This is a genomic window from Calditerricola satsumensis, from assembly GCF_014646935.1.
GTDB classification, from domain to species: Bacteria; Bacillota; Bacilli; order Calditerricolales; family Calditerricolaceae; genus Calditerricola; species Calditerricola satsumensis.
Window position 1 is genome coordinate 1 of sequence record NZ_BMOF01000016.1, and the last position, 20,715, is coordinate 20,715.

18 protein-coding genes and 1 pseudogene are annotated in these 20,715 nt (G+C 66.0%); 13 read left to right on the forward strand and 6 right to left on the reverse strand.

Annotated features, from left to right (window positions below; genetic code table 11):
* From IEX61_RS05320 to IEX61_RS05330, 3 genes are all read left to right on the forward strand, one after another.
* The coding region (locus IEX61_RS05320; RefSeq protein ID WP_188816999.1) for a thiolase family protein at positions 1 to 995 on the forward strand (995 nt) is incomplete at its 5' end.
* A gap of 45 nt (positions 996 to 1,040) precedes the next feature.
* Positions 1,041 to 2,519: an aldehyde dehydrogenase family protein gene (locus IEX61_RS05325; protein ID WP_188817000.1), complete on the forward strand. Its 1,479-nt coding sequence runs from the start codon at positions 1,041 to 1,043 to the stop codon at positions 2,517 to 2,519.
* A gap of 61 nt (positions 2,520 to 2,580) precedes the next feature.
* Entirely contained in the window at positions 2,581 to 3,036 is a 456-nt protein-coding gene (locus IEX61_RS05330; RefSeq protein ID WP_188817001.1) for a PaaI family thioesterase, read from the forward strand.
* Positions 3,037 to 3,131: 95 nt separating this feature from the next.
* Here IEX61_RS05330 and IEX61_RS05335 read toward each other — a convergent pair whose 3' ends face one another.
* Positions 3,132 to 3,656, reverse strand: a complete 525-nt coding sequence (locus IEX61_RS05335; protein WP_188817003.1) for a gamma carbonic anhydrase family protein — start codon at positions 3,654 to 3,656, stop codon at positions 3,132 to 3,134.
* 99 nt (positions 3,657 to 3,755) lie between these two features.
* Between IEX61_RS05335 and IEX61_RS05340 the strand changes: the two genes are divergently transcribed.
* From IEX61_RS05340 to IEX61_RS05385, 10 genes and pseudogenes are all read left to right on the forward strand, one after another.
* Positions 3,756 to 4,742, forward strand: coding sequence for an NAD(P)H-dependent flavin oxidoreductase (locus tag IEX61_RS05340; RefSeq protein ID WP_373288413.1), 987 nt, complete (start codon positions 3,756 to 3,758; stop codon positions 4,740 to 4,742).
* A complete protein-coding gene (locus IEX61_RS05345) occupies positions 4,739 to 5,131 on the forward strand; it encodes a thioesterase family protein (RefSeq protein ID WP_157057870.1) in 393 nt (130 codons plus the stop codon). The genes IEX61_RS05340 and IEX61_RS05345 overlap by 4 nt, the downstream gene beginning before the upstream one ends.
* Positions 5,132 to 5,218: 87 nt before the next feature.
* Positions 5,219 to 6,325, forward strand: a complete 1,107-nt coding sequence (locus IEX61_RS05350; protein ID WP_054672761.1) for a Glu/Leu/Phe/Val dehydrogenase dimerization domain-containing protein — start codon at positions 5,219 to 5,221, stop codon at positions 6,323 to 6,325.
* Between the two features lie 23 nt (positions 6,326 to 6,348).
* The gene (gene pdhA / locus IEX61_RS05355) at positions 6,349 to 7,425 is read left to right on the forward strand and encodes a pyruvate dehydrogenase (acetyl-transferring) E1 component subunit alpha (protein ID WP_188817007.1); all 1,077 of its coding nucleotides are present in this window, start codon (positions 6,349 to 6,351) and stop codon (positions 7,423 to 7,425) included.
* Positions 7,413 to 8,389, forward strand: a pseudogene (locus tag IEX61_RS05360) (alpha-ketoacid dehydrogenase subunit beta). Before pdhA ends, IEX61_RS05360 begins: the two are co-directional and overlap by 13 nt.
* Positions 8,390 to 8,469: 80 nt before the next feature.
* Entirely contained in the window at positions 8,470 to 8,691 is a 222-nt protein-coding gene (locus tag IEX61_RS05365; RefSeq protein ID WP_054672491.1) for a hypothetical protein, read from the forward strand.
* Positions 8,692 to 8,807: 116 nt separating this feature from the next.
* Positions 8,808 to 9,272, forward strand: coding sequence for a gamma-glutamylcyclotransferase family protein (locus tag IEX61_RS05370; protein ID WP_054672489.1), 465 nt, complete (start codon positions 8,808 to 8,810; stop codon positions 9,270 to 9,272).
* Between the two features lie 63 nt (positions 9,273 to 9,335).
* Positions 9,336 to 10,157, forward strand: a complete 822-nt coding sequence (locus IEX61_RS05375) for a Cof-type HAD-IIB family hydrolase (RefSeq protein WP_188817009.1) — start codon at positions 9,336 to 9,338, stop codon at positions 10,155 to 10,157.
* Entirely contained in the window at positions 10,144 to 11,187 is a 1,044-nt protein-coding gene (locus IEX61_RS05380; protein ID WP_188817012.1) for a hypothetical protein, read from the forward strand. Before IEX61_RS05375 ends, IEX61_RS05380 begins: the two co-directional genes overlap by 14 nt.
* Before the next feature lie 143 nt (positions 11,188 to 11,330).
* Positions 11,331 to 12,746, forward strand: a complete 1,416-nt coding sequence (locus IEX61_RS05385; protein ID WP_188817013.1) for an NAD-dependent malic enzyme — start codon at positions 11,331 to 11,333, stop codon at positions 12,744 to 12,746.
* A 100-nt stretch (positions 12,747 to 12,846) separates the two neighbouring features.
* Here the strand turns inward: IEX61_RS05385 and IEX61_RS05390 are convergent, their stop codons facing one another.
* From IEX61_RS05390 to IEX61_RS05410, 5 genes are all read right to left on the reverse strand, one after another.
* On the reverse strand, positions 12,847 to 13,347 hold the full coding sequence (locus tag IEX61_RS05390; protein ID WP_054670240.1) for a DUF2062 domain-containing protein: 501 nt from the start codon (positions 13,345 to 13,347) through the stop codon (positions 12,847 to 12,849).
* Between the two features lie 103 nt (positions 13,348 to 13,450).
* Positions 13,451 to 15,040, reverse strand: coding sequence for a hypothetical protein (locus IEX61_RS05395; RefSeq protein WP_229725717.1), 1,590 nt, complete (start codon positions 15,038 to 15,040; stop codon positions 13,451 to 13,453).
* Positions 15,041 to 15,056: 16 nt separating this feature from the next.
* On the reverse strand, positions 15,057 to 15,830 hold the full coding sequence (locus IEX61_RS05400) for an ABC transporter ATP-binding protein (RefSeq protein ID WP_229725718.1): 774 nt from the start codon (positions 15,828 to 15,830) through the stop codon (positions 15,057 to 15,059).
* Between the two features lie 400 nt (positions 15,831 to 16,230).
* Positions 16,231 to 17,043, reverse strand: a complete 813-nt coding sequence (locus IEX61_RS05405) for a M48 family metallopeptidase (protein ID WP_054670250.1) — start codon at positions 17,041 to 17,043, stop codon at positions 16,231 to 16,233.
* A 207-nt stretch (positions 17,044 to 17,250) separates the two neighbouring features.
* On the reverse strand, positions 17,251 to 20,700 hold the full coding sequence (locus IEX61_RS05410; protein ID WP_188817019.1) for a pyruvate carboxylase: 3,450 nt from the start codon (positions 20,698 to 20,700) through the stop codon (positions 17,251 to 17,253).
* Between the last annotated feature and the right edge of the window lie 15 nt (positions 20,701 to 20,715).

The following is a 20,715-nucleotide window of genomic DNA, read 5'->3' on the forward strand; positions in this document are numbered from 1 at the left end:
CCGTGCTGCTGGCCGGGCTGCCCGAAGAGGTGGGCGGCGTGACGGTGAACCGCCTGTGCGGTTCGGGCCTGGAGGCGGTCAACCAGGCGGCGGCGGCCATCCTTGCCGGGTGTGGCGACATCTTCATCGCCGGCGGGGTGGAGAGCATGTCGCGGGCGCCCCTCGTCATGCTGAAGCCCGAGGAGGAACTGCCCCGCGGCAACCGCGAGCTGGTGGACACGACGATCGGCTGGCGCTTCGTCAACCCCCGCCTGGCGGAAAAGTACCCGCCCTACAGCATGGGCGAGACGGCGGAGAACGTCGCCGAGCGCTTTGGCATCACCCGCGAGGAGCAGGACGCCTTTGCCCTGGAGAGCCAGCGGCGGGCGGCCCGGGCGTGGGAGGAGGGCAAGTTCGCCGACGAAATCGTTCCCGTCGAGGTGCCCGCCGGCCGCGGCGAGACGCGCCTCTTCGCCAAGGACGAGCACCTGCGCCCGGACACGACGCTGGAGAAGCTGGCCCAGCTGAAACCCGCCTTCCGCCCGGGCGGGACGGTGACGGCCGGCAACTCGTCGGGGATCAACGACGGGGCGGCGGCGCTCCTCATCATGGAGCGCAAGACGGCCGAGGCCCTCGGCTTTACGCCCCTGGCGCGGATCGTCACCTTTGCCGTGGCCGGCGTCGACCCGAGCTACATGGGCCTGGGTCCGATCTACGCCACGCGCAAGCTGCTGGCGCGCGCCGGGCTCACCGTCGACGACCTCGACCTGGTGGAGCTGAACGAGGCCTTCGCCGCCCAGGCGCTGGCGTGCATCCGCGAGCTGGGCCTGGACCACGCCAGGGTGAACGTCAACGGCGGCGCCATCGCCATCGGCCATCCCCTTGGGGCCAGCGGGGCGCGCATCCTCGGCACGCTGGTGTACGAGCTGCGCCGACGCGGCGGGCGCTACGGCCTGGCGACGATGTGCATCGGCGTCGGCCAGGGCATTGCCACCCTTGTCGAGCGCCTCGCGTGAGGAAGACCCACACATCGATCCGGCAGAAGGGAGAGGCAAACGACCATGCTGAAGGACCGGTACCTCCTGTTCATCAACGGGCAGCATGTGGAGAGCGAAAGCGGCGAGTATTTCGACACCTACAACCCGGCCACGGGCGAGGTGATCGCCAAGGTGGCCAAGGCCACCCGCGCCGACGTGGACAAGGCCGTGGAAGCGGCGCGCAACGCCCTCGAAAACGGCAAGTGGGCCCGCTATCCGGCCTCCCGCCGCGCGCAGATCCTGAACCGCATCGCCGCCATCATGCGCGAACGTTTTGACGAGCTGTGCAAGCTGGAGGTGCTCAACAGCGGGAAGGCCCTCTCGGCGGCGAAGGGCCAAGTGATGCAGGCCATCGAGGACTTCGAGCTGTACGCCGCCGCGGCGCTGGCCTTCGAGGGCCGCACGAAGCCGGTGCCGAAGGGCTTCTTCCACTACACGGTGAAGGAGCCGGTCGGCGTCTGCGCCCAGATCGTGCCGTGGAACTACCCGCTGATGATGGCGGCGTGGAAGATTGCCCCCGCCCTGGCCGCCGGTTGCTCCATCGTCCTGAAGCCGGCGAGCCTCACGCCGATCACCGCCCTCGTGCTGGCGGAGATCTGCCACGAAGCGGGCGTCCCCGAAGGCGTGATCAACGTGGTGACCGGCAGCGGGGCCGACATCGGCGCCTACCTCGTCGAGCACCCCGGCGTGGACAAGGTGGCCTTCACCGGCGAAACGACGACGGGGAAGGACATCATGGCCCGCGCGTCGGAAACGCTCAAGCGCGTCACGCTGGAGCTCGGCGGCAAGTCGCCGAACCTCGTGTTTGAAGACGCCGACATCGACGCGGCCGTCGACGGCTCCCTGTTCGGCATCTACTACAACACCGGGCAGTCCTGCGAGGCCCGCTCACGCCTGTTCGTCCACGAGTCGATCTACGATGAATTCCTGCACAAGTTTGTGGAGAAGGCGAAGAAGCTCAAGGTGGGCGACCCCCTCGACCCGAGCACCCACATCGGCGCCGTCATCTCCGCCAAGCAGGTGGACGTCATCGATTCCTACGTGCGCCTGGCCGAGCGGGAAGGGGCACGCGTCCTCTACGGCGGCGAGCGGCTCACCGTGCCGGGCTTCGAGAAGGGCCACTGGTACGCGCCGACGGTGATCGTCGACGTGACGAACGACATGCGCGTGGCCCAGGAGGAGATCTTCGGCCCCGTCGTCGTGGTGATGAAGTTCCGCGACGAGAAGGAGGCCGTGCGCCTGGCCAACGACACGATCTACGGCCTGGCCGCGGCGCTGTGGACGAAGGACTTCGCCCGCGCCCACCGCGTGGCCGGACAGCTCAAGGCCGGTGTGGTGATGATCAACAACCCCTTCTCCGCCTTCCCGGGCCTGCCCTTCGGGGGCTACAAGCAGTCGGGCTTTGGCCGGGAGCTGGCCATCGAGTCGCTGGAGCTGTACACGGAAACGAAGAGCGTGCTCGCCTACATCGGCGAAAAGCCGCTCAACCCGTTCGGCGTCTAAGGCGCCGATCCGACCGTGTGGCAGGGCAGACCTCAACGACAACGAACCGGAGGGGACGCGTGTGACCGCATTCAAGGAGACCCGAGAATGTAACCTTCCGCAGCGTCTCCTCGACCGGTTCCGCGCGGATCCGTACGCCCGGCGGATGGGCTTCGCGCTCCTCGAAGCCGCCCCGGGCTACGCCCGCGTGGCCGTCGACGTGACGCCCGACCTGTTCAATTTTGCCGGCACGCCCCACGGCGGGCTCCTCTTCAGCCTGGCCGACTACGCCTTGGCCGTGGCCAGCAATTCGCACAACCGCATCGCCGTGGCCACCAGCGTGTCGATCCAGTTTCTCGCCGCCGCCTCGCTTGGCGAACGGCTCATCGCCGAAGCGCGGGAAAACCATGTGACGCGCCGCGCCGGGTTCTACGACATGACGGTGACGACCGCCTCCGGCCAGCTCATCGCCCGCTGCTTGGGCGTTGTGCACCGCACGGAGCGGCCGCTGATCGAGGAAGCGCCGGCGGCGCGGTGAGGCGGCGGTTCAACCGCGCGTGCAAGAAGGCAACGCGGCCCGGGCCGTCGCCGCGGACCGCGCAGGGTTCCGCATCCGATTGCCGGGGCCGCGCATCAATCTGCGCACCGCACGAGGCTTTCGCGGAACTGCTTCGCTTTCTCCCGGTACACGCGCGTGGTCATCTTGACCAGCTCGAGGTCCTGCTCGGTCAGCTCGCGCACCACCTTTCCCGGCGAGCCCAGCACCAGCGTGTAGGGCGGGATCTTCTTCCCCGACGGGAGGAAGGTGTTGGCCCCGATGAGGGCGTATTCCCCGATTTCCACGCCGTCGAGAATGACCGAGCCCATCCCGACGAGCGCCCCCCGCTTCACGTGGCACCCGTGAAGGATCACGTTGTGGCCCACGGAGACCTCGTCTTCGAGAATGAGCGGGTACTTTTCATACATGTGCAGGGTGGAGTTGTCCTGCACGTTGACGGCGGCGCCGATGACGATGGGCGCCTCGTCGCCGCGGAGGACGGCGTTGAACCAGACGCTCGACTCCGGACCGATGGTCACGTCGCCGATGATTTGGGCGCCGGGGGCGATGAAGGCCGTCTCGTGCACCCGCGGTCGCTTGTCGCCAAGGGCGTAGCGCATGGCGCGATCCCTCCTGCATGATGCCGTTTGGGGCCATTATAGCACGACCGGGCCGGCAGGAGGAGACGAGAAAAGCGAAACGGAGGCATGGCCATGACCGTGAAGCGGCTCCTGGAACTCCTCGACATCCGCTATCCCATCATCCAAGGCGGGATGGGCAACATCTCCAGCGGCGAGCTGTGCGCCGCCGTGTCCGAGGCCGGCGGGTTGGGCCAAATCGGCGCCGGCACGCTCCCGCCGGAGGAGCTGCGCGCGCGCATCGAGACGGCCCGGCGGCTGACCGACAAGCCCTTTGCCGTCAACCTTCCCCTGTCCGTCCATCCCGACCTGGAACGCGTCGTCGAGGTGGTGCTCGAGACCGGCGTGCCGGTGGTCAGCCTCTCCGCCGGCAACCCGGCGCCGTGGATTCCGCTCTTCAAGGAACGCGGCCGGCGGGTGATGGTGACGGTGGCGTCGGTGCGCCAGGCGCAAAAGGCGGCCGCCGCCGGGGCCGACATTCTTGTGGCCGAAGGGGTGGAGGCGGCGGGGAAAAACGCGCCGCTGGAGCTGACGACGATGACGCTCATCCCACAGATCGCCTCCGCCGTTGACGTGCCGGTGGTGGCGGCGGGCGGAATCGCCGACGCCCGCGGCTTTGTCGCCGCCCTCGCCCTGGGGGCCAGCGGGGTGCAGATGGGCACGCGCTTCGTGGCGACGAAGGAGGCCCGCGTCCACGCCCGCTACAAGGACGCTCTCGTGGCGGCAACGGATACCGACACCCTTGTGGTCGGGCGCTCGGTGGGGCGGGTGACGCGCCTCCTCGCCACGCCCTACGCCCGGATGGTGGCCGCGCGCGAGCGGGAGGGGCTGACGGAGGCGGAGTTCGACCGGCTGACGAGCGAGGAGAGCCATGTCCGCGGGGCGATCGAGGGTCGCCTCGAAGACGGGCACGTCAACGCCGGGCAGATCGCCGGTCTGATCGCCGATGTGCCGACGGTGCGCGAGGTGATTGCGCGCATCGTCGCCGAAAGCGGGCCGCTGATCGAGGGGCTGGCGGCGGCGTGGCGGACATTGGACACCCCAGCGCAAGGAGGGAACGAGCGGTGAAACCGGGCTTGGCCGTCGGGCATAAGGAGACGATTGCCGTCACCGTCACCGAGGAGATGTGTGCCGGCTTCGGAGGCAAGCGCATCCATCCCGTCCTCTCCACCGTGTCGATGGTGTACTACCTGGAGTGGGCCGGGCGCAAGGTGATCGAACCGTTTCTGGAGGACGGGGAAGAAGGGATCGGCGCGGCCATCTCCGTTGAGCACCGCGCCCCCGCTCCCGTGGGGAAGCGGGTGACGTTTACCGCCGAGGCGATCGAGGTGACGCCGAAGCGGGTCGTCTGCCGCGTGTGGGCCGAACACGACAAGGCCGTCGTTGGCGAGGGGGTCTTCACGCAGGTGATCCTGCCCAAGGCGCGCATCGAAGAACGCATCCATGCCATGGCCTAGGCCGATTGCCGGCCACGGTCCTTCATGCGCGCAACGGTGAAAACACAATCATTTCTTTGTAAGCCCTTACAAAAGGAGGCCGCACCCATGGCGCTTGTGGAACGGTTTCCCGAGCACGAGCAGGTGATCTTTTGCCACGATCCCGAATCCGGCTTGCGCGCCATCATCGCCCTGCACGACACGACGCTGGGGCCGGCACTGGGCGGCTGCCGCATGCGCCCCTACGGCAGCGTGGAGGAGGCGCTTCAGGATGTCCTGCGCCTGGCCGAGGGCATGACATACAAGTGCGCCGCGGCGGACCTCGATTTCGGCGGCGGCAAGGCGGTCATTCTTGGCGATCCGCGCACCGACAAGTCGCCGGAGCTGTTCCGCGCCCTTGGGCGCTTCGTCGCCGGACTGGGCGGCCGCTTCTACACCGGCACGGACATGGGCACGTACCCGGAAGACTTCGTCCACGCCGCCAAGGAGTGCCCCTACATCGTCGGGCTGCCGGAAGCCTACGGAGGCAGCGGCGACTCCTCCGTTCCCACGGCCTACGGTGTGGTGATGGGGATTAAGGCGACGGCGAAGCGGCTTTGGGGATCGGATGACCTTTCCGGGCGTACCTTTGCCGTGCAGGGGCTGGGCAAAGTCGGCTTCAAAGTGGTGGAGCGGCTGTGGGACGAAGGGGCGGCCAAGGTTTATGTGACCGACGTCCAGCCGGAGGCCCTGGACCGCATCGCGCAGCGGGCCAGCGCGCGCGGCGCGGAGCTGGAGATCGTCGACGGCGCGGCCATCTACGACGTGCCCTGCGACGTCTTTGTCCCCTGCGCCATCGGCGGGATCCTGAACGACGAGACCATCCCGCGTCTCCAGTGCCGGGCCGTCGTCGGCGCGGCGAACAACCAGCTCCTCGAGGATCGGCACGGCGACGAGCTGGCGCGGCGGGGCATCCTCTACGCGCCGGATTACGTCGTCAACGCCGGCGGCCTCATCCAGGTGGCCGACGAGCTCTACGGCTACAGCCGCGAGCGGGTGATGAAGAAGACGGAGGCGATCTACGACATGGTGCTGGCCATCTACCGCCGCGCGGATGCGGAGGGCCTGTCCACTCACGAGGCGGCGCGGCGGCTCGTGGCGGAACGCATTGCCCGCCGCCGGCGCATCAGCAGCATCTTCATCCCCGGCGTGGCGCCGAAGTGGCGGCTGCGCTGAGCGGGTAGAAAGGAGGGGCAACGATGGAGGAGCGCTTTCCCCTGTATCGCGTGCTGGAGCCGGACGGCACCCTGGACGAGGCGGCGCGCGAACGGCTGCCGGCCGAACTGCGCCTGAGCCTGTACCGCCAGATGGTTCTGGCGCGCACCTTTGACCGCAAGGCGGTGAACCTGCAGCGAACGGGGCGCATCGGCACCTACGCCCCCTTTGAAGGGCAGGAGGCGGCCCAGGTGGGCAGCGCCGCCGCCCTCGACCCGGGCGACTGGCTCTTTCCCACCTACCGCGACCACGCCGCGACAATGACCTTCGGCCAGCCGCTCTTGACCATCCTGCTGTACTGGTCGGGGCGCCTGGAAGGCTGCGTGCCTCCGGAGGGCAAGCACATCCTGCCGCCCTACGTGCCCATTGCCACGCAGATTCCCCATGCCGTCGGCGCGGCGTGGGCGGCCAAGCTGCGCGGCGAGAAGACGGTGACCCTCGTCTATTTCGGCGACGGGGCGGCGTCGGAGGGCGATTTCCACGAGGGGCTCAACTTTGCCGGCGTGTTCCAGGTGCCCGTCGTCTTCTTTTGCCAGAACAACGGGTACGCCATCAGCGTGCCCTTTGCGCGCCAGTCGGCGTCGCGCACCATCGCCCAGCGCGCCCTGGCCTACGACATGGAAGGGGTGCGCGTCGACGGGAACGACGTGCTGGCCGTCTACCTCGTGACGAAGAAGGCCCTCGACAGGGCCCGCGCCGGCGGCGGGCCGACGCTGATCGAGGCCGTCACCTGGCGCTACGGCGCGCACACGACGGCCGACGACCCGACGAAGTACCGCGACCAGCAGGAATCCCAGGCCCGCCGGGCCTTTGACCCGGTCGACCGCCTGCGGCGCCACCTGATGGCGGAAGGGCTGTGGGACGACGAACAGGAGGCGGCGCTCCTCGCCGAGTGCGACGCGCGCGTTTCGGCGGCGGTGCGGGAGCTGGAGGCGTACCCGCCGGCCGACGTGGCCCACCTGTACGACTTCGTCCTTGCCGAGCTGCCGTGGTTTGTCCGCGAGCAGCGCGAGGCGGCGCTGGCGCGCAAGAAGGAGGGGGCTTCCGCATGGCGCAGCTGACATTGGTGCAGGCGATCACGGACGCGCTGCGCACGGCGATGCGGCGCGACGAGCGGGTGATGGTGCTGGGCGAAGACGTCGGCGTCAATGGGGGTGTCTTCCGGGCCACCGATGGCCTACTGGCCGAGTTTGGCGAACACCGCGTCGTTGACACGCCCTTGGCCGAGTCGGCCATCGTCGGCTCGGCCATCGGGCTGGCCCTAAACGGCATGCGCCCGGTGGCGGAGATCCAGTTTTTGGCCTTCATCTTTCCGGCCTTTGAGCAGGTCGTCGCGCATGCTGCGCGCATCCGCACGCGGACGATGGGCCGCTACAGCGTGCCCCTCGTCATCCGCGCGCCGTACGGGGCCGGCATCCGCGCGCCGGAGCTGCACTCCGACAGCGTGGAAGCCTTCTTCGTCCACGTGCCGGGGCTAAAGGTGGCCGTGCCCGCCACCCCGTACGACGCCAAGGGGCTGCTCCTTGCGGCCATCGAAGACCCCGACCCCGTCCTCTTCCTCGAGCCGATGAAGATCTACCGCGCCATGCGTGAGGAGGTACCGGAGGACTACTATACGGTACCCCTCGGCAAAGCGCGATCGCGCGGGAGGGGAGCGACGTCACCGTCATCGCCTGGGGGGCGATGGTGCCCGTGGCCCTCGAGGCGGCCAGGCGGGCTGAAGCGAAGGGCATCTCCTGCGAGGTGATCGACCTGCGCACGCTGTACCCCTTCGACCGCGACGCGGTGCGCGATTCGGTGCGGAAGACGGGCCGCTGCGTCATCGTGCACGAGGCCCCGCGCACCGGCGGGTTCGGCGCCGAGCTCGTCGCCTTCGTCAACGACGAAGCGCTCTTGTACTTGGAAGCGCCGGTGGCCCGTGTGACGGGGCCTGATGTCCACGTGCCCTTCTTCTCTTTGGAAGAGGACTACCTCCCGAACGCCGAGCGCGTGCTGGAGGCCATCGAGGAAACCCTGCGGTTTTGATTGCCCTCTCCGATCGGTGTGCCCTCTGCTGGGTTTGCGGAATAGAAATAAACCGTAGGCACCGGATCGGAGGGGACGCCATGAAACGACACCCTTTCGCGTGGTGGGGAAGGGTCAAGCACCATCTCCGCTACCGGACGTTTTTTTCGCATCTGCTGTACGGCCTCAACCTCTTGGCGCCGATCCTCCTGGCCGTCGTGACGGTGTTCGTGTTCTTCTACGCCTTGGTCAATCCCGGCGTGTTCGTCATCGTCATCCTCTTTTTCCTGTTTCTCATCCTTCTCGGAATGGCCAACGATTGACGGTCGTTTCGGGAAGGGTTTTTTCTTGACGGCGCGCTCCCCTCGGTCGCGCGACGGCGCCGGAAATGGTAAGCTTAAGAAGCGGAATGACGGTTGTGCCGAAGGGGGCAGCGGCAATGGCCAAAAGGACCGGTGGCCAGCGCCAACCGGACAGGCTTCCGGGCCTCCAAGGGGAGCTCGTTTTTGTGTATGGCACGCTGAAACGGGGCAGTCCCTACCACGCCCTCTACCTGGGCGGGCGTGGCCGGTATCTTGGCGTCGCCTGCGCCTGTGGCGAGCTGTGGGACACGGGATGGGGTTACCCGGCCCTGGTGCCGGGGGTAGGATGGGTGCACGGTGAGCTCTACGGCGGTCTTGGGGCGGACGATCTGGCGCATCTTGACGAATGGGAAGACTACCACGGCCCCCACCACGCAAACAACCTGTACGAGCGAGTGCGGCGCATCGTGTGGTGGACGGATGACGAGGGCCTGGCCCGTCCGGTGTCCGCGTGGGTCTACGAGGCCGCGCCGCGCCTGCGCGCGCACCTCGCCCAGCACGGACGGAAGGTGAACAGCGGCGTGTGGCCCGTCCCCGGGTAAGAGAAGGGAACAGAATCGGACGTCGATGCGTTCAACGTCGAACCGGCTGGAGGGTGAGAGACCGTGGAGATCCGGCTGTTGGTCAGCGACATGGACGGGACGCTCCTGGACGAGCAGGGGCGGATTAGCGAGGAAAACCGTGAGGCCATCGCGTGGTTCTGCCGGCAGGGAGGGCGGTTTACGCTGGCCACGGGGCGGATGGAGGCGTCGGTGGCCCCCTACTTGGAGCGGGTCGAGGTCAACGCCCCGCTCATCCTGTACAACGGCGCGCGCATCGTCGACATGCGGACGCGCACGGTGCTGTGGGAGGCCTTCTTGCCGCCCGAGGCGTACGAACTCGTGGAGGCCGTCCGCGCGGCGTTCCCCGGTGTGAACACGGTGCTCTACCACAGCGGCGTGGCCTACGCCTATCCCTATACCGCGCGCGTCGCCGCCCATGAGCGGAAGGACGGCGTCGCCTGCGCGCCTCTTGACCGGCTGGCCGATCTGCCGCCCGGCCCCCTGACGAAGGTGCTGTGGATCATCGCCCCGGAGCATCTGGAGGCCCTCAGGCGCTGGGTCGAGGCGCAGGGGCTGGACGTGCAGTTCGTGCAGTCCGATGTGGACTACCTCGAATGCATACCGCAGGGCGCGACAAAAGGGGATGGCCTTGCGCGCTTGGCCGAGCTGCTTGACCTTCCCCTGTCGGCGGTGGCGGCCATCGGCGACAACTTGAACGACTACGAGATGATCCGACGCGCCGGCTTCGGCGTCGCCGTGGCCAACGCCCATCCGAAGCTGAAGGAAGCCGCTGACTGGATCAGCCCGCCCCACGGCGAGCACGCCGTGGCCGCCTGCATCGCCAAACTGCGCCGCGAGGGGAGGGTTCCTCTTGCCCCGCGATGACGGCCGGCCGGATGCCCCGGTGGAGCCGGCGCGCGTCCCGAATGAACAGACGGTTGGCCAGCGGCTTGAGCCGGAAACGTTTTCGGCTGTATACCGCGCCGTGCTGGAGGAGGGGCGAACGCATGCGGCGCTGTGGGATGGCGCGTCGGTGCACCTCCTCCTTGTTTTCCCCGACGTCGCCGATTTTGACGAGCTGGTGGACAAGGCCCTGTCGCTCGGGTTTTCCCAGCATGGATCCCGGTGGATCGCCGTGGTGTGGGCCGAAGGGGACCCCGAGAAGCCCGTCGGTTTTCCCTACACGTTTGACGTTGCCCGCGAGACCGATCGGTGGCTTGCGGCGCGTCTCTTGGAACAGGAGTCCGTGGGGCTGCACCACCTCGCCCATGACGGCGCGGGCATACTCGTGCACATCTTCAGCGAGCGCCTGCCTTTGCCGGACGACGAGCGGGAGGAGGGGCGGCGCCTGCTCGAGGCGGCGCGGGAGGCGGCGACGGACGAGGGTGAGCCGGCTTGGTCAATGGAGACGATTCCCGCCGCCGCGTTGCCCGACGACGCGCTGACCGCCGAGGGGATCGGTTACACCGTCGATTACGGTGCGCTGGTCGAGCGGGATGGCGAAGAAGGGGCGCAGGAAGCGCTGATGGAGGCGGTGCACCGGGCCCTCGTCATCGTCAAGCGCCACCCGCGGGCCGACGTCCGCGAGGCGACCTTTGCCGTGTGGGCGAACGCGCGCGCCGAAGGGCCGGCCGACCGCCCCCGCCGCGTGGTCACGCTGTTTGTCGCCCCGGCGCTCGAGGCATGGCGCCAGGACGAGGCGGCCGATCCCTTTTTGGCCGTGCTGGAGGCGTGGCCCGTTTTCGTGCGTCGAGAGCGAGGGGTTCCGCTTGCGACGGGGGCGTATCCGTTTGTGCGGTACGCCGGCGGCCGCTTGGTTCATCTGGAGTTGGACGAGGACGCGCGCGTGCGGCTCTTTCGCCTGTTTGCCGCGCTGTGGCCCGATCGCCCCAATCCGTACGCCGATGGAAGCTGATGGCTGGTCATGGGAGCGGCATCGCGTTATAATGAAGCATTATACCGGATCCATCAGACAACCCTGAATCGCGCCAAGTTTTCTGCTTAACGCTTTGGTATCCATCAGAATTTCGGGTTCGGACAGGGGAGAGGTGAACGGGGTTGGCACTGGAACGAACGGCGAGCATGAGCATCATCCTGCGTCTGGAAATTGACAAGTCGTTGGCTCACTTTGGAGGCATCCTGTCCTCCATCAGTGCGGCGGGGGGCGACATCGTCGCCATCGACGTGATCAAGGTGAGCAAACAGCGAACCGTGCGCGACATTACCGTCAACGTGTACGACCAGGCCCACGCCCAGCAGGTGGTCGATGTCGTTTCCCGCCTGGCCGGCGTCAAGCTGATCAACGTCTCCGACCGAACGTTCCTCGTGCACCTGGGCGGAAAGCTGGAAGTGCAACCCAAGATGCCGATCAAGAACCGCGAGGAGCTGTCCCGCGTCTACACGCCGGGCGTGGCCCGCGTCTGCCAGGCCATCGCCGAGGACCCCTCCAAGGCCTTCTCGCTGACGATCAAGCGCAACACGGTCGCCGTCGTCTCGGACGGATCGGCGGTGCTTGGCCTGGGCGACGTCGGTCCCTACGCGGCGATGCCGGTGATGGAAGGGAAGGCGATGCTCTTTAAACAGCTTGCCGGCGTCGACGCCTTTCCCATCTGCCTCGATACCAAGGACACCGAAGAGATCATCCGCATCGTCAAGGCCATCGCCCCGGCCTTTGGCGGCATCAACCTGGAGGACATTTCCGCGCCGCGGTGCTTCGAAATCGAGGAGCGCCTCAAGGAGGAGCTCGACATCCCCGTCTTCCACGACGACCAGCACGGCACGGCCGTTGTCATGCTGGCCGGCCTGCTGAACGCGTTGAAACTGGTCGGCAAGCGCCTCGACGAGATCAAGGTGGTCGTCTGCGGCATCGGGGCGGCCGGCACGGCGTGCACGAAGATGCTGCTGTCCGCTGGCGTGCAAAACATCATCGGCGTGGATCGTGACGGAGCCATCGTGCGCGGCAAGCGCTACGACAACCCCATGTGGAACTGGTATGCCGAGCGCACCAATCCGGACAACGTCTCCGGCAGCCTTTCGGATGTCATCGAAGGCGCCGACGTGTTCATCGGCGTCTCCGCGCCGGGCGTGCTCAAGGTGGAGGACATCAAGAAGATGGCCCGCGACCCGATCGTCTTTGCCATGGCCAATCCCATCCCGGAGATTGATCCGGAGGAAGCGGAACCGTACGTGCGCGTCCTCGCCACCGGCCGCTCCGATTTGCCGAATCAGATCAACAACGTGCTGTGCTTCCCGGGCATTTTCCGCGGTGCCCTCGACTGCCGCGCCCGCGAGATCAACGAGGAGATGAAGCTGGCCGCGGCGAAAGCCATCGCCTCGGTGGTCAGCGACGAGGAACTGAACGAGTACTACATCATCCCGTCGGTGTTCAACACGAAGGTGGTCGAGCGGGTGCGCGAAGCGGTGATCGAGGCGGCCGTGCGCACCGGCGTGGCCCGCCGGGACACGAAGGACTGATCGCGCTGGGATCCCGACGAACGTGGCCCTTTGCCAGCGAAAACCCCCGCATCCCAACATCGGATGCGGGGGTTTTCCTTTGGCGCGAAACGGGCGTGTGTCACTCGCCGCCGTTTTCCGAGACGTTGACGCCTACCCGGGCAACGGATCGGGCGCGCTTTCCCCGGCGCCGATTGCGCCTGGAGGTGACGAGAAGCCAGTAGACGAGCGCGAAGCCCAACAGGGCCACAACCGCGCCGGAGATCGCACTGCCGAGGAAAAAGGCCAGCCAGTGCTGTTTGATGAACGCGAACGTGAACCCGCCCTCCGCGTTTTCGATCGCTTGCTGCCCAAGGAGCAGGCGGCCGAGGTTGAAATTGAGGAGGAGGAACGGCGGCAGGATGACCTTGCCGAACACAAAACCGATCAGCGAGGCGGGCACGCTTCCCCGGAAAAGAGAGGAGAGGGGAAAGAGCAGGACGAACGCGGCGCCGAGCGTCGGCAGGGTGATGAACTCGACAAAGAGGCCCACGGAAAACCCGCGGGCCACCTTTGACGGCGCTCCCGGCGTGCGCAGCAGCTTCAGGCATTCCAATCGCAGGCGGCGGTAGAGTTTGTTCATCGGCAGCATCCCCTGGGACAGTTCCGATCCGAAGTACTGCTTTCAGTATACTGTTTTGGGGCGCGTCATGCACGAAGAACCATTTTGTGGCGAAACCTGACGCCTATTGTGCGGCGATGTGCTTGGAGCGGGGCAGGTGCGGAAACGGCGGTGCGCTCTGATCCACCAACCGTCTCCACAAGCTCGAATGCCCCGCTTCCGCCTTCTCGGCCTGCCAGACCAAGAACGCCACCAGGAGCGAAAGTCCCACCAGTTCGATTGCGCAGAAGAAGAGCAAGAATTGGGCGGAGAAAGCCCCGGTCAGCCGCTGAAGGAGCATGGCGAGGGCGGCGCACCCGCCGATCACCGCGCCGTTGACGACATACGACACGTAGCGCTTGAGGCCCCGCAGGGGTTGGAGCGGCTCGGTCCACCCGAAATGCGGGGAAAGCGCATCCAGGGCCACCTTTACCCCCGTCTGGAGCCAGAGGGACAGGACGACGGCGGCCACCCAGCCTGCGCGCAGGGAGGAGGGGAGCGGGAACAGGAAACAGGCGGTCAGCAGCGCCGGGAGGATCCCCAGGAGGTCCAGCAGTGCATTGGCGATGAGTTTGGCCAGGAAGATCCGAGCAAGCGGGATCGGCAGGGCCCGTAGGGTCCACCACTCCCTGCCCTCGCGCGAAAAGGCGGCGAGCGATCCCGATGACACGAGGCCGTACACCAGGAGGAAGGCGCCGGCGACCAGGGCATGCAGGAGCCGCTCGTCTCCGACCATCTGGGGCAGGCGTCCCGTTTCCGCCGTCGCCAGGCGCTGGGCGAGAAGGATCAAGGGGACAATCCCGACCACCGATGTAGCAAGGTAATTCGTAAGGTAGGCCGAAACGGAGACAAACCGTGCCCATTCGCGCTGGACCAGCGATCGAAGAGGCGAGTGCTCCCCAACCTCCCGGAAGCGCCCTCCGCGGTGCCGGCGATGGGCAGGTGTGCGGTTGTTCTCCCCGTGGCCTTCTCTTCCCCGTGCCCACCAGCGCGGAACCGCCTGGCCGACCAGCCAGGTTTCGAGCACCGCGGCCCCCAGGCCGGCGATCCAAAAGCGCGGGGAGCCCGTCGCCTCCCAGAACCGGTACAGGGCAAGCCCGGCATGGTGCCGAAACAGCATTCCGACCAGCAGGAGGAGGGTACCGGCAATCGCCCCCGCCCATACGTGCTTTCTCCCGGAAACGTGCGCAAACAGGAAGAGGAGCAGGAGCAGGGCGAGACCGAGGACGAGGGGAGGACCGAGCAGCAGAAGGCCAACCAGCCGGAGCCCTTGCCCCATTGTGGGAGAACCTGTCTGGAATAAGGCGGCCAGGGCCGGTCCCGCCAACAATCCCTCCAGTAAGTAGGCGCGCACGAGCACGGGAAGGAAGAACGCAGCCGCCACCAGCCGCTCGGAAAGGGGAAGGGCAAGCAGAGATGCCAGCTCGTTGTGCGAGTACAGAACCCCCATCAGCCAGAGGAAGCCGAGGTAGAACAACAGCCCCTGCAGCCCTACGAGCACCGTGAACACGTGGGTGAGCGCTTGGCTCGGGTCGCCCTGTTCGCGGAGCACAGTACCGTACAGATCGTACAGGTACTGCAGTCCCATTGCCCCCAACACGCCCATGACCAGGAGGCGTCCCGTCCTCCTCCGCTTCGGGCGGAAAACGCTGGCGAAGGAATACCGAAAGAGCATCCCGACGAAACGGGTGTTAGACCTCGGTGCCATTGCGGGTCAACTCCAGAAACAGTTCTTCCAGGGTGGCCTGCTCATCGCCTGCCCGAGCCCGAAGCGACGCCAGGGTGCCCGCGGCAACCCTCCTGCCGCGGGACAGAATCACCACCCGGTCACACAACTCTTCGGCCAGGAACATCAAATGCGTGGACATCAGGACGCTGCCGCCCTTTGCCGCATGGGCTTTCAAGGCGTCTTTCAGAAAAACCGCGGCAGGAGTATCCAAACCGATGAGCGGCTCGTCCAGCATCAGCAGACGCGGGCGCACGAGGAATGCAGCGGTGAGCACCAGCTTCTGCTTCGTGCCATGGGAGCATGCGGACACCTTCTTGTCAAGATGATCCTCCAAGTGGAATCCCCGGACATACGGTGCCATCCGGCTGTCCCGTTCCCCGGCGGGAATTCCGTAAGCCGCAGCGACAAAGTGGAGGTATTCGGCGCCGGTCATGCCCGAAAAGGGCGCCGGGGTATCCGGCACAAAAAAGCGCGCCTGTTTGGCCTGGATTGGCTCGCGGAACACGTCGTGCCCCTCAATCTCGATCGTCCCGGCGGTGGGGCGCACCAGTCCGGCGATCAGGTTCATCATCGTCGTCTTCCCGGCACCGTTCGGGCCCAGAAGTCCCACAATTTCGCCCGCTCCGACTTCAAACGAGACGTTGTGGACCGCCTTCTTGCCCCCGTACTGCTTGGTCACGGAGACCACGCGCAGAACAAGGGGATTGGGAATGGGCGTTGGTTTTCGGGGGAGCATGCATGGATCCCTCTCGCAAGTTTTCTCGCACAGCTCTTGTGCAGGTTGGTTCCTTGTCAAAAACGCTCGAAACGGGGGAATGAGGATGGGCAAACTTGCATACCGCGTTGCAGTGCTGATTCTCTTTCTTTACTTAACGATCAGTAACGTAGGGAATCTCATGGCTTTCCTTTGGGGACTTGCAAGCGCAATCTGGGCATACGGTATATATAGATTGTATACAAAGTCGAAGTAAAATTAAGAAAAACAATTTGTGGGAGGGGGAGGGTGCGCGAGGCGGTGATCGAGACAGTCAACAATCCCCTACGCGGCCTTGCGAGGCCGTGTGGGGGAATTTTTTGTGGGGAACCGATGGAAAGGGCACGTTCCGGATTCCCCTCTGAGATTTTACCTTATCCCTTCACGACTTCACGAGCCGCTCGGTCGTCCCGGCAGGGGGAAGAACCGGGGTGCCGACCACGTTTTCCATGAATCGCTGCACCTCGGCCAATCGTTTGGGGAGGGGCGGATGCGTGACGAGCTTTTCCGCCAACCAGACAAAGAACCCCGTTTCCTTCTCGCTTTGACGCAGGTATTCGTCCACATTGACGTGGCGGAAGAGGGTTTTCCCAATGGCCAGCATGACGAGGCCATTGGTGGCCGCAGCGAGGTTTCCTGTATGGTAGGCAGCCATGCGGTCACAGGTGTATTCGCACGCCCGCGCGTAGGCTTGGCTCAGGAAGGGGATCCAATTCGCGGGCAGAAGGAGCAGGTTTTTCGTGATGTGCCGACGTTTGAGGTGGGCTAGTTCGTGGGCAATGACAAAGTCCAGCTCGTCATTTCCGCCCCTCAGGATCAAGTCAAAGATGTCGGCGTACAGGACGACCATGTTTCTCCCAAAAAAACGCGTGGCAAAAGCGTTGAGAAGCCCTCCCGATTCGATCACGTAGACGTCGGGCACGGTGGGAAGCCCCATGTCGGCGCACAGGGTTTTGATGCGTTCGTAGACCTGGGGAAACTGGTGAGCGCTTAGGCGGACACCGTTTTTGCGCAGGTGGGCCATGGCCAGGGCATGCAATACGAAGGGCACGCCAAACAGGAGGACCAACCAGAGAATGCCGATCACGGAGACGATGAGCGCAACGTACAGTCCCAGGCTGACGAGCAGGCAGAGAACAAAATACCGCTTCTCTTTTTTGTGCACGAGGGCACCCTCGGCGAGGTTCGGCGACATGTCCTGTCCTTTCGATGAACAAAGTGGGAAGGTTACGACAGGCATAGAATATTCGACGCACATCCCTTCGATACCTGTCGAGAGGGGGTGACGGGTGCGCAACGTGTAGGCCGACAAAAACGACAAACGCGCTCCGTTCCCTTGTCCGGGAACGGAGCGTTGCGGAGGGAGGATGAGCCGCCGTGAGCGTATCGGCGCTCGCCGGCGTTACGCCTTCTTGCCGAGCCGCAGAAGCAGGTCGCCCGTCTGCACGCTGTCGCCTTCCCTGACCAGGATCTCCTCGACCACGGCCTCGCACGGCGCCTGGATGGTCGTCTCCATCTTCATCGCCTCGGTGACGAGGAGGTGTTCGCCCTTGCGCACGCGGTCGCCGGCCTCGACGAGGACCTTGATGACCTTGCCCGGCATGGTGGCGCCGATCTCGAGGGGGTTGGCCGGGTCGGCCTTGGGGCGCTCTTCCGTGGCCACGTGGGCGCTTTCGTCGCGGATGAGGATCTCGCGCGGCTGGCCGTTCAGCTCGAAGTACACCGTGCGCAGGCCGCCCTGCTGCAGCTCGCCGACGGACAGGAGCTTGATGATCAGCGTCTTGCCGCGCTCGATCTCCACGGCGATCTCCTCGCCCGGGCGCAGGCCGTAGAAGAAGGTGGGCGTGTCCAACACGGAGACGTCGCCGTAGGTCTGCACGTGCTGAGCATAGTCGAGGAACACCTGCGGGTACAGCACGTAGGAGAGGAGCTCGCGGTTTGTGACCGTTCGCCCGACCTTGCTTTCCACCTCGAGGCGCAGGGCGTCGAAGTCGACCGGCTCGAGGAGTTCCCCAGGGCGGCAGGTGATCGGCTCGCGCCCCTTGAGGACGATCTCCTGCAGCTTCGGCGGAAAGCCGCCCGGAGGCTGGCCAAGGTAGCCCTGGAAGAACTGGACGACGGAGTCGGGGAAGGAGAGCGCGTGGCCCTTTTCGTACACGTCTTCCTCAGTCAGGTTGTTTTGGACCATGAACAGGGCCATGTCGCCGACCACCTTCGACGACGGCGTCACCTTGACGATGTCGCCGAACATGCGGTTGACGACGGCGTACATCTCCTTGACCTCGTCCCAGCGGTCATCCAGGCCCACCGCCTTGGCCTGCTGCTGCAGGTTGCTGTACTGGCCGCCGGGCATCTCGTGCCGGTACACCTCGGCACTGGGCGCAAGGAGGCCGCTTTCGAAGCCCTTGTAGTACTTGCGCACGTCCTCCCAGTAGTGGTCCAGTTTCTGCAGTGCGTCCGGGTCGAGGCCGGTGTCGCGCTCGTGCCGTTGGAGGGCGTAGACAAGGGCGTTCAGGCTGGGTTGCGACGTGAGGCCGGACAGGGCGCTTGTCGCGCAGTCGACGATGTCCACGCCGGCCTCAATGGCCTTCAGCAGCGTGGCCATGCCGTTGCCGCTTGTGTCGTGGGTGTGCAGGTGGATGGGCAGGTCGACGGCATCCTTCAGGGCGCGGATCAGGTCATAGGCGGCGTAGGGCTTGAGCAGCCCGGCCATGTCCTTGATGGCCAGGATGTGCGCGCCGGCCTTTTCCAGCTCCTTGGCCAATTCCACATAGTACTGCAAGCTGTATTTGGGCCGGCTCGGGTCGTGGATGTCGCCGGTGTAGCAGATGGCCGCCTCGGCCACCTTGCCTTCCTCGCGCACCGCCTCGATGGCCACGCGCATGTTGTCGACCCAGTTGAGGCTGTCGAAGATGCGGAACACATCAATGCCCGCCCGGGCCGCTTCCTTGACGAAGGCGCGGATCACGTTGTCGGGGTAGTTGGCGTACCCGACGGCGTTGGCCCCGCGCAGGAGCATCTGGAAGAGGATGTTGGGGATCTTCGCGCGCAGCTTTTCCAGTCGCTCCCACGGGCATTCCTTCAGGAACCGCATGGCCACGTCGAAGGTGGCCCCGCCCCACATTTCCAACGAAAAGAGGCCGGCAGCCAGCTTGCCCGTCGCCTCGGCAATGCGCACGAGGTCGTAGGTGCGCACGCGCGTGGCGAGAAGGGACTGATGGGCGTCGCGGAACGTGGTGTCGGTGACGAGAACCCGCTTCTGGTCGCGGATCCACCGCACGAGCCCCTCGGGCCCTTCGCGGTCGAGGATCTGCTTGGTCCCCTCGGGGTAGGGCGTGTCGTAGGGCACCTTCGGCACGCGCGGCGGCGGGAAGGTTGGCTTCTTCTCCTTCTTCAGCCCGGGAAAGCCGTTGACGACGACGTTTCCGATGTAGGTGAGCAGCTTCGTCCCCCGGTCGCGCTTGGGCGGGAAAACGAACAGCTCTGGCTTCGTGTCGATGAACGACGTGTCGTACTGCCCGGAGCGGAAGTCGGGATGGCTGACGACGTTCTCCAGGAAGGGGATGTTCGTCTTGACGCCGCGGATGCGGAACTCGCGCAGCGTGCGCAGCATCTTCGCTGCCGCTTGCTCAAAGGTGTTGCCCCACGTGGAGATCTTCACGAGAAGCGAGTCGTAGTGGGGCGAAATGACGGCTCCGGTGAAGGCGTTGCCCGCGTCGAGGCGCACGCCGAAGCCGCCGCCCGAGCGGTAAGCAAGGAGGCGGCCCGTGTCGGGAACGAAGTTGTTTTCCGGATCTTCTGTCGTGACGCGGCACTGGATGGCGTAGCCGCGCGTTTCGATCTTCTCCTGCGGCGGAACGCCCACTTCCGGGTCGTGCAGGGCATAGCCCTGGGCGATGCGGATCTGCGCCTGGACGATGTCGATGCCGGTGACGAGCTCGGTAATGGTGTGCTCCACCTGGATGCGCGGGTTGACCTCGATGAAATAGAACTGCCCGTCGGGGGTGACGAGGAATTCCACCGTGCCGGCGTTGACGTAATGGACGGCCTTCATCAGGCGCACGGCGGCGTCGCAGATCGCCTCGCGCAGCTCGGGCGCAAGGGACAGGCTGGGCGCCACCTCCACCAGCTTCTGGTGCCGCCGCTGGATCGAGCAGTCGCGCTCGTACAGGTGGACGAGGTTCCCGTAGGCGTCGCCGAGGATCTGCACCTCGATGTGCTTGGGCCGCTCGAGGTACTTCTCCAGGTAGACGGCCGGATTGCCGAAGGCCGAGCGGGCCTCGGAACGCGCCCGCTCGTAGGCCTGCTCCAGTTCCGCCGGCGTGCGCACGATGCGCATGCCCCGCCCCCCGCCGCCGGCCGCCGCCTTGATGATGACGGGGTAACCGTGGGTCTTGGCAAAGCGCAGGGCGTCCTGCAGGTGCTCGATCGGCTCCTCCGTGCCGGGGATGATCGGCACGCCGCACGATTTGGCCAGCTGGCGGGCCTTCACCTTGTCGCCGAAGACCTCGATCTGTTCCGGACGGGGGCCGATGAAGGTGATGCCCGCCGCTTCGCAGCGCCGGGCAAATTCCGCGTTTTCGGCCAGAAAGCCGTAGCCGGGGTGGATGGCATCGACGTCGTTGCGCTTGGCGATCTCAATGATGCCGTCGATGTCGAGGTAGGCCTCGATGGGCCCCTTGCCCGCGCCGACGAGGTAGGCCTCGTCGGCCTTATAGCGGTGGAGGGAGGTGCTGTCCTGCTCCGAGTAGATGGCCACCGTGCGCAGGCCCAGCTCGGTGCAGGCGCGGAAGATGCGGATGGCGATCTCGCCGCGGTTGGCGACGAGGACTTTGCGGAAGGGCTTGACCATACGTCACGCTCCTTT

Coding starts and splice junctions, on each gene's coding strand:
- IEX61_RS05370 (WP_054672489.1), top strand. CDS start 8,808: ATGGCCAAAAGGACCGGTGGCCAGCGCCAACCGGACAGGCTTCCGGGC.
- IEX61_RS05395 (WP_229725717.1), bottom strand. CDS start 15,040: ATGCTCTTTCGGTATTCCTTCGCCAGCGTTTTCCGCCCGAAGCGGAGG.
- IEX61_RS05390 (WP_054670240.1), bottom strand. CDS start 13,347: ATGAACAAACTCTACCGCCGCCTGCGATTGGAATGCCTGAAGCTGCTG.
- IEX61_RS05400 (WP_229725718.1), bottom strand. CDS start 15,830: ATGCTCCCCCGAAAACCAACGCCCATTCCCAATCCCCTTGTTCTGCGC.
- IEX61_RS05350 (WP_054672761.1), top strand. CDS start 5,219: ATGGCGCTTGTGGAACGGTTTCCCGAGCACGAGCAGGTGATCTTTTGC.
- IEX61_RS05365 (WP_054672491.1), top strand. CDS start 8,470: ATGAAACGACACCCTTTCGCGTGGTGGGGAAGGGTCAAGCACCATCTC.
- pdhA (WP_188817007.1), top strand. CDS start 6,349: ATGGAGGAGCGCTTTCCCCTGTATCGCGTGCTGGAGCCGGACGGCACC.
- IEX61_RS05335 (WP_188817003.1), bottom strand. CDS start 3,656: ATGCGCTACGCCCTTGGCGACAAGCGACCGCGGGTGCACGAGACGGCC.
- IEX61_RS05405 (WP_054670250.1), bottom strand. CDS start 17,043: ATGTCGCCGAACCTCGCCGAGGGTGCCCTCGTGCACAAAAAAGAGAAG.
- IEX61_RS05410 (WP_188817019.1), bottom strand. CDS start 20,700: ATGGTCAAGCCCTTCCGCAAAGTCCTCGTCGCCAACCGCGGCGAGATC.
- IEX61_RS05325 (WP_188817000.1), top strand. CDS start 1,041: ATGCTGAAGGACCGGTACCTCCTGTTCATCAACGGGCAGCATGTGGAG.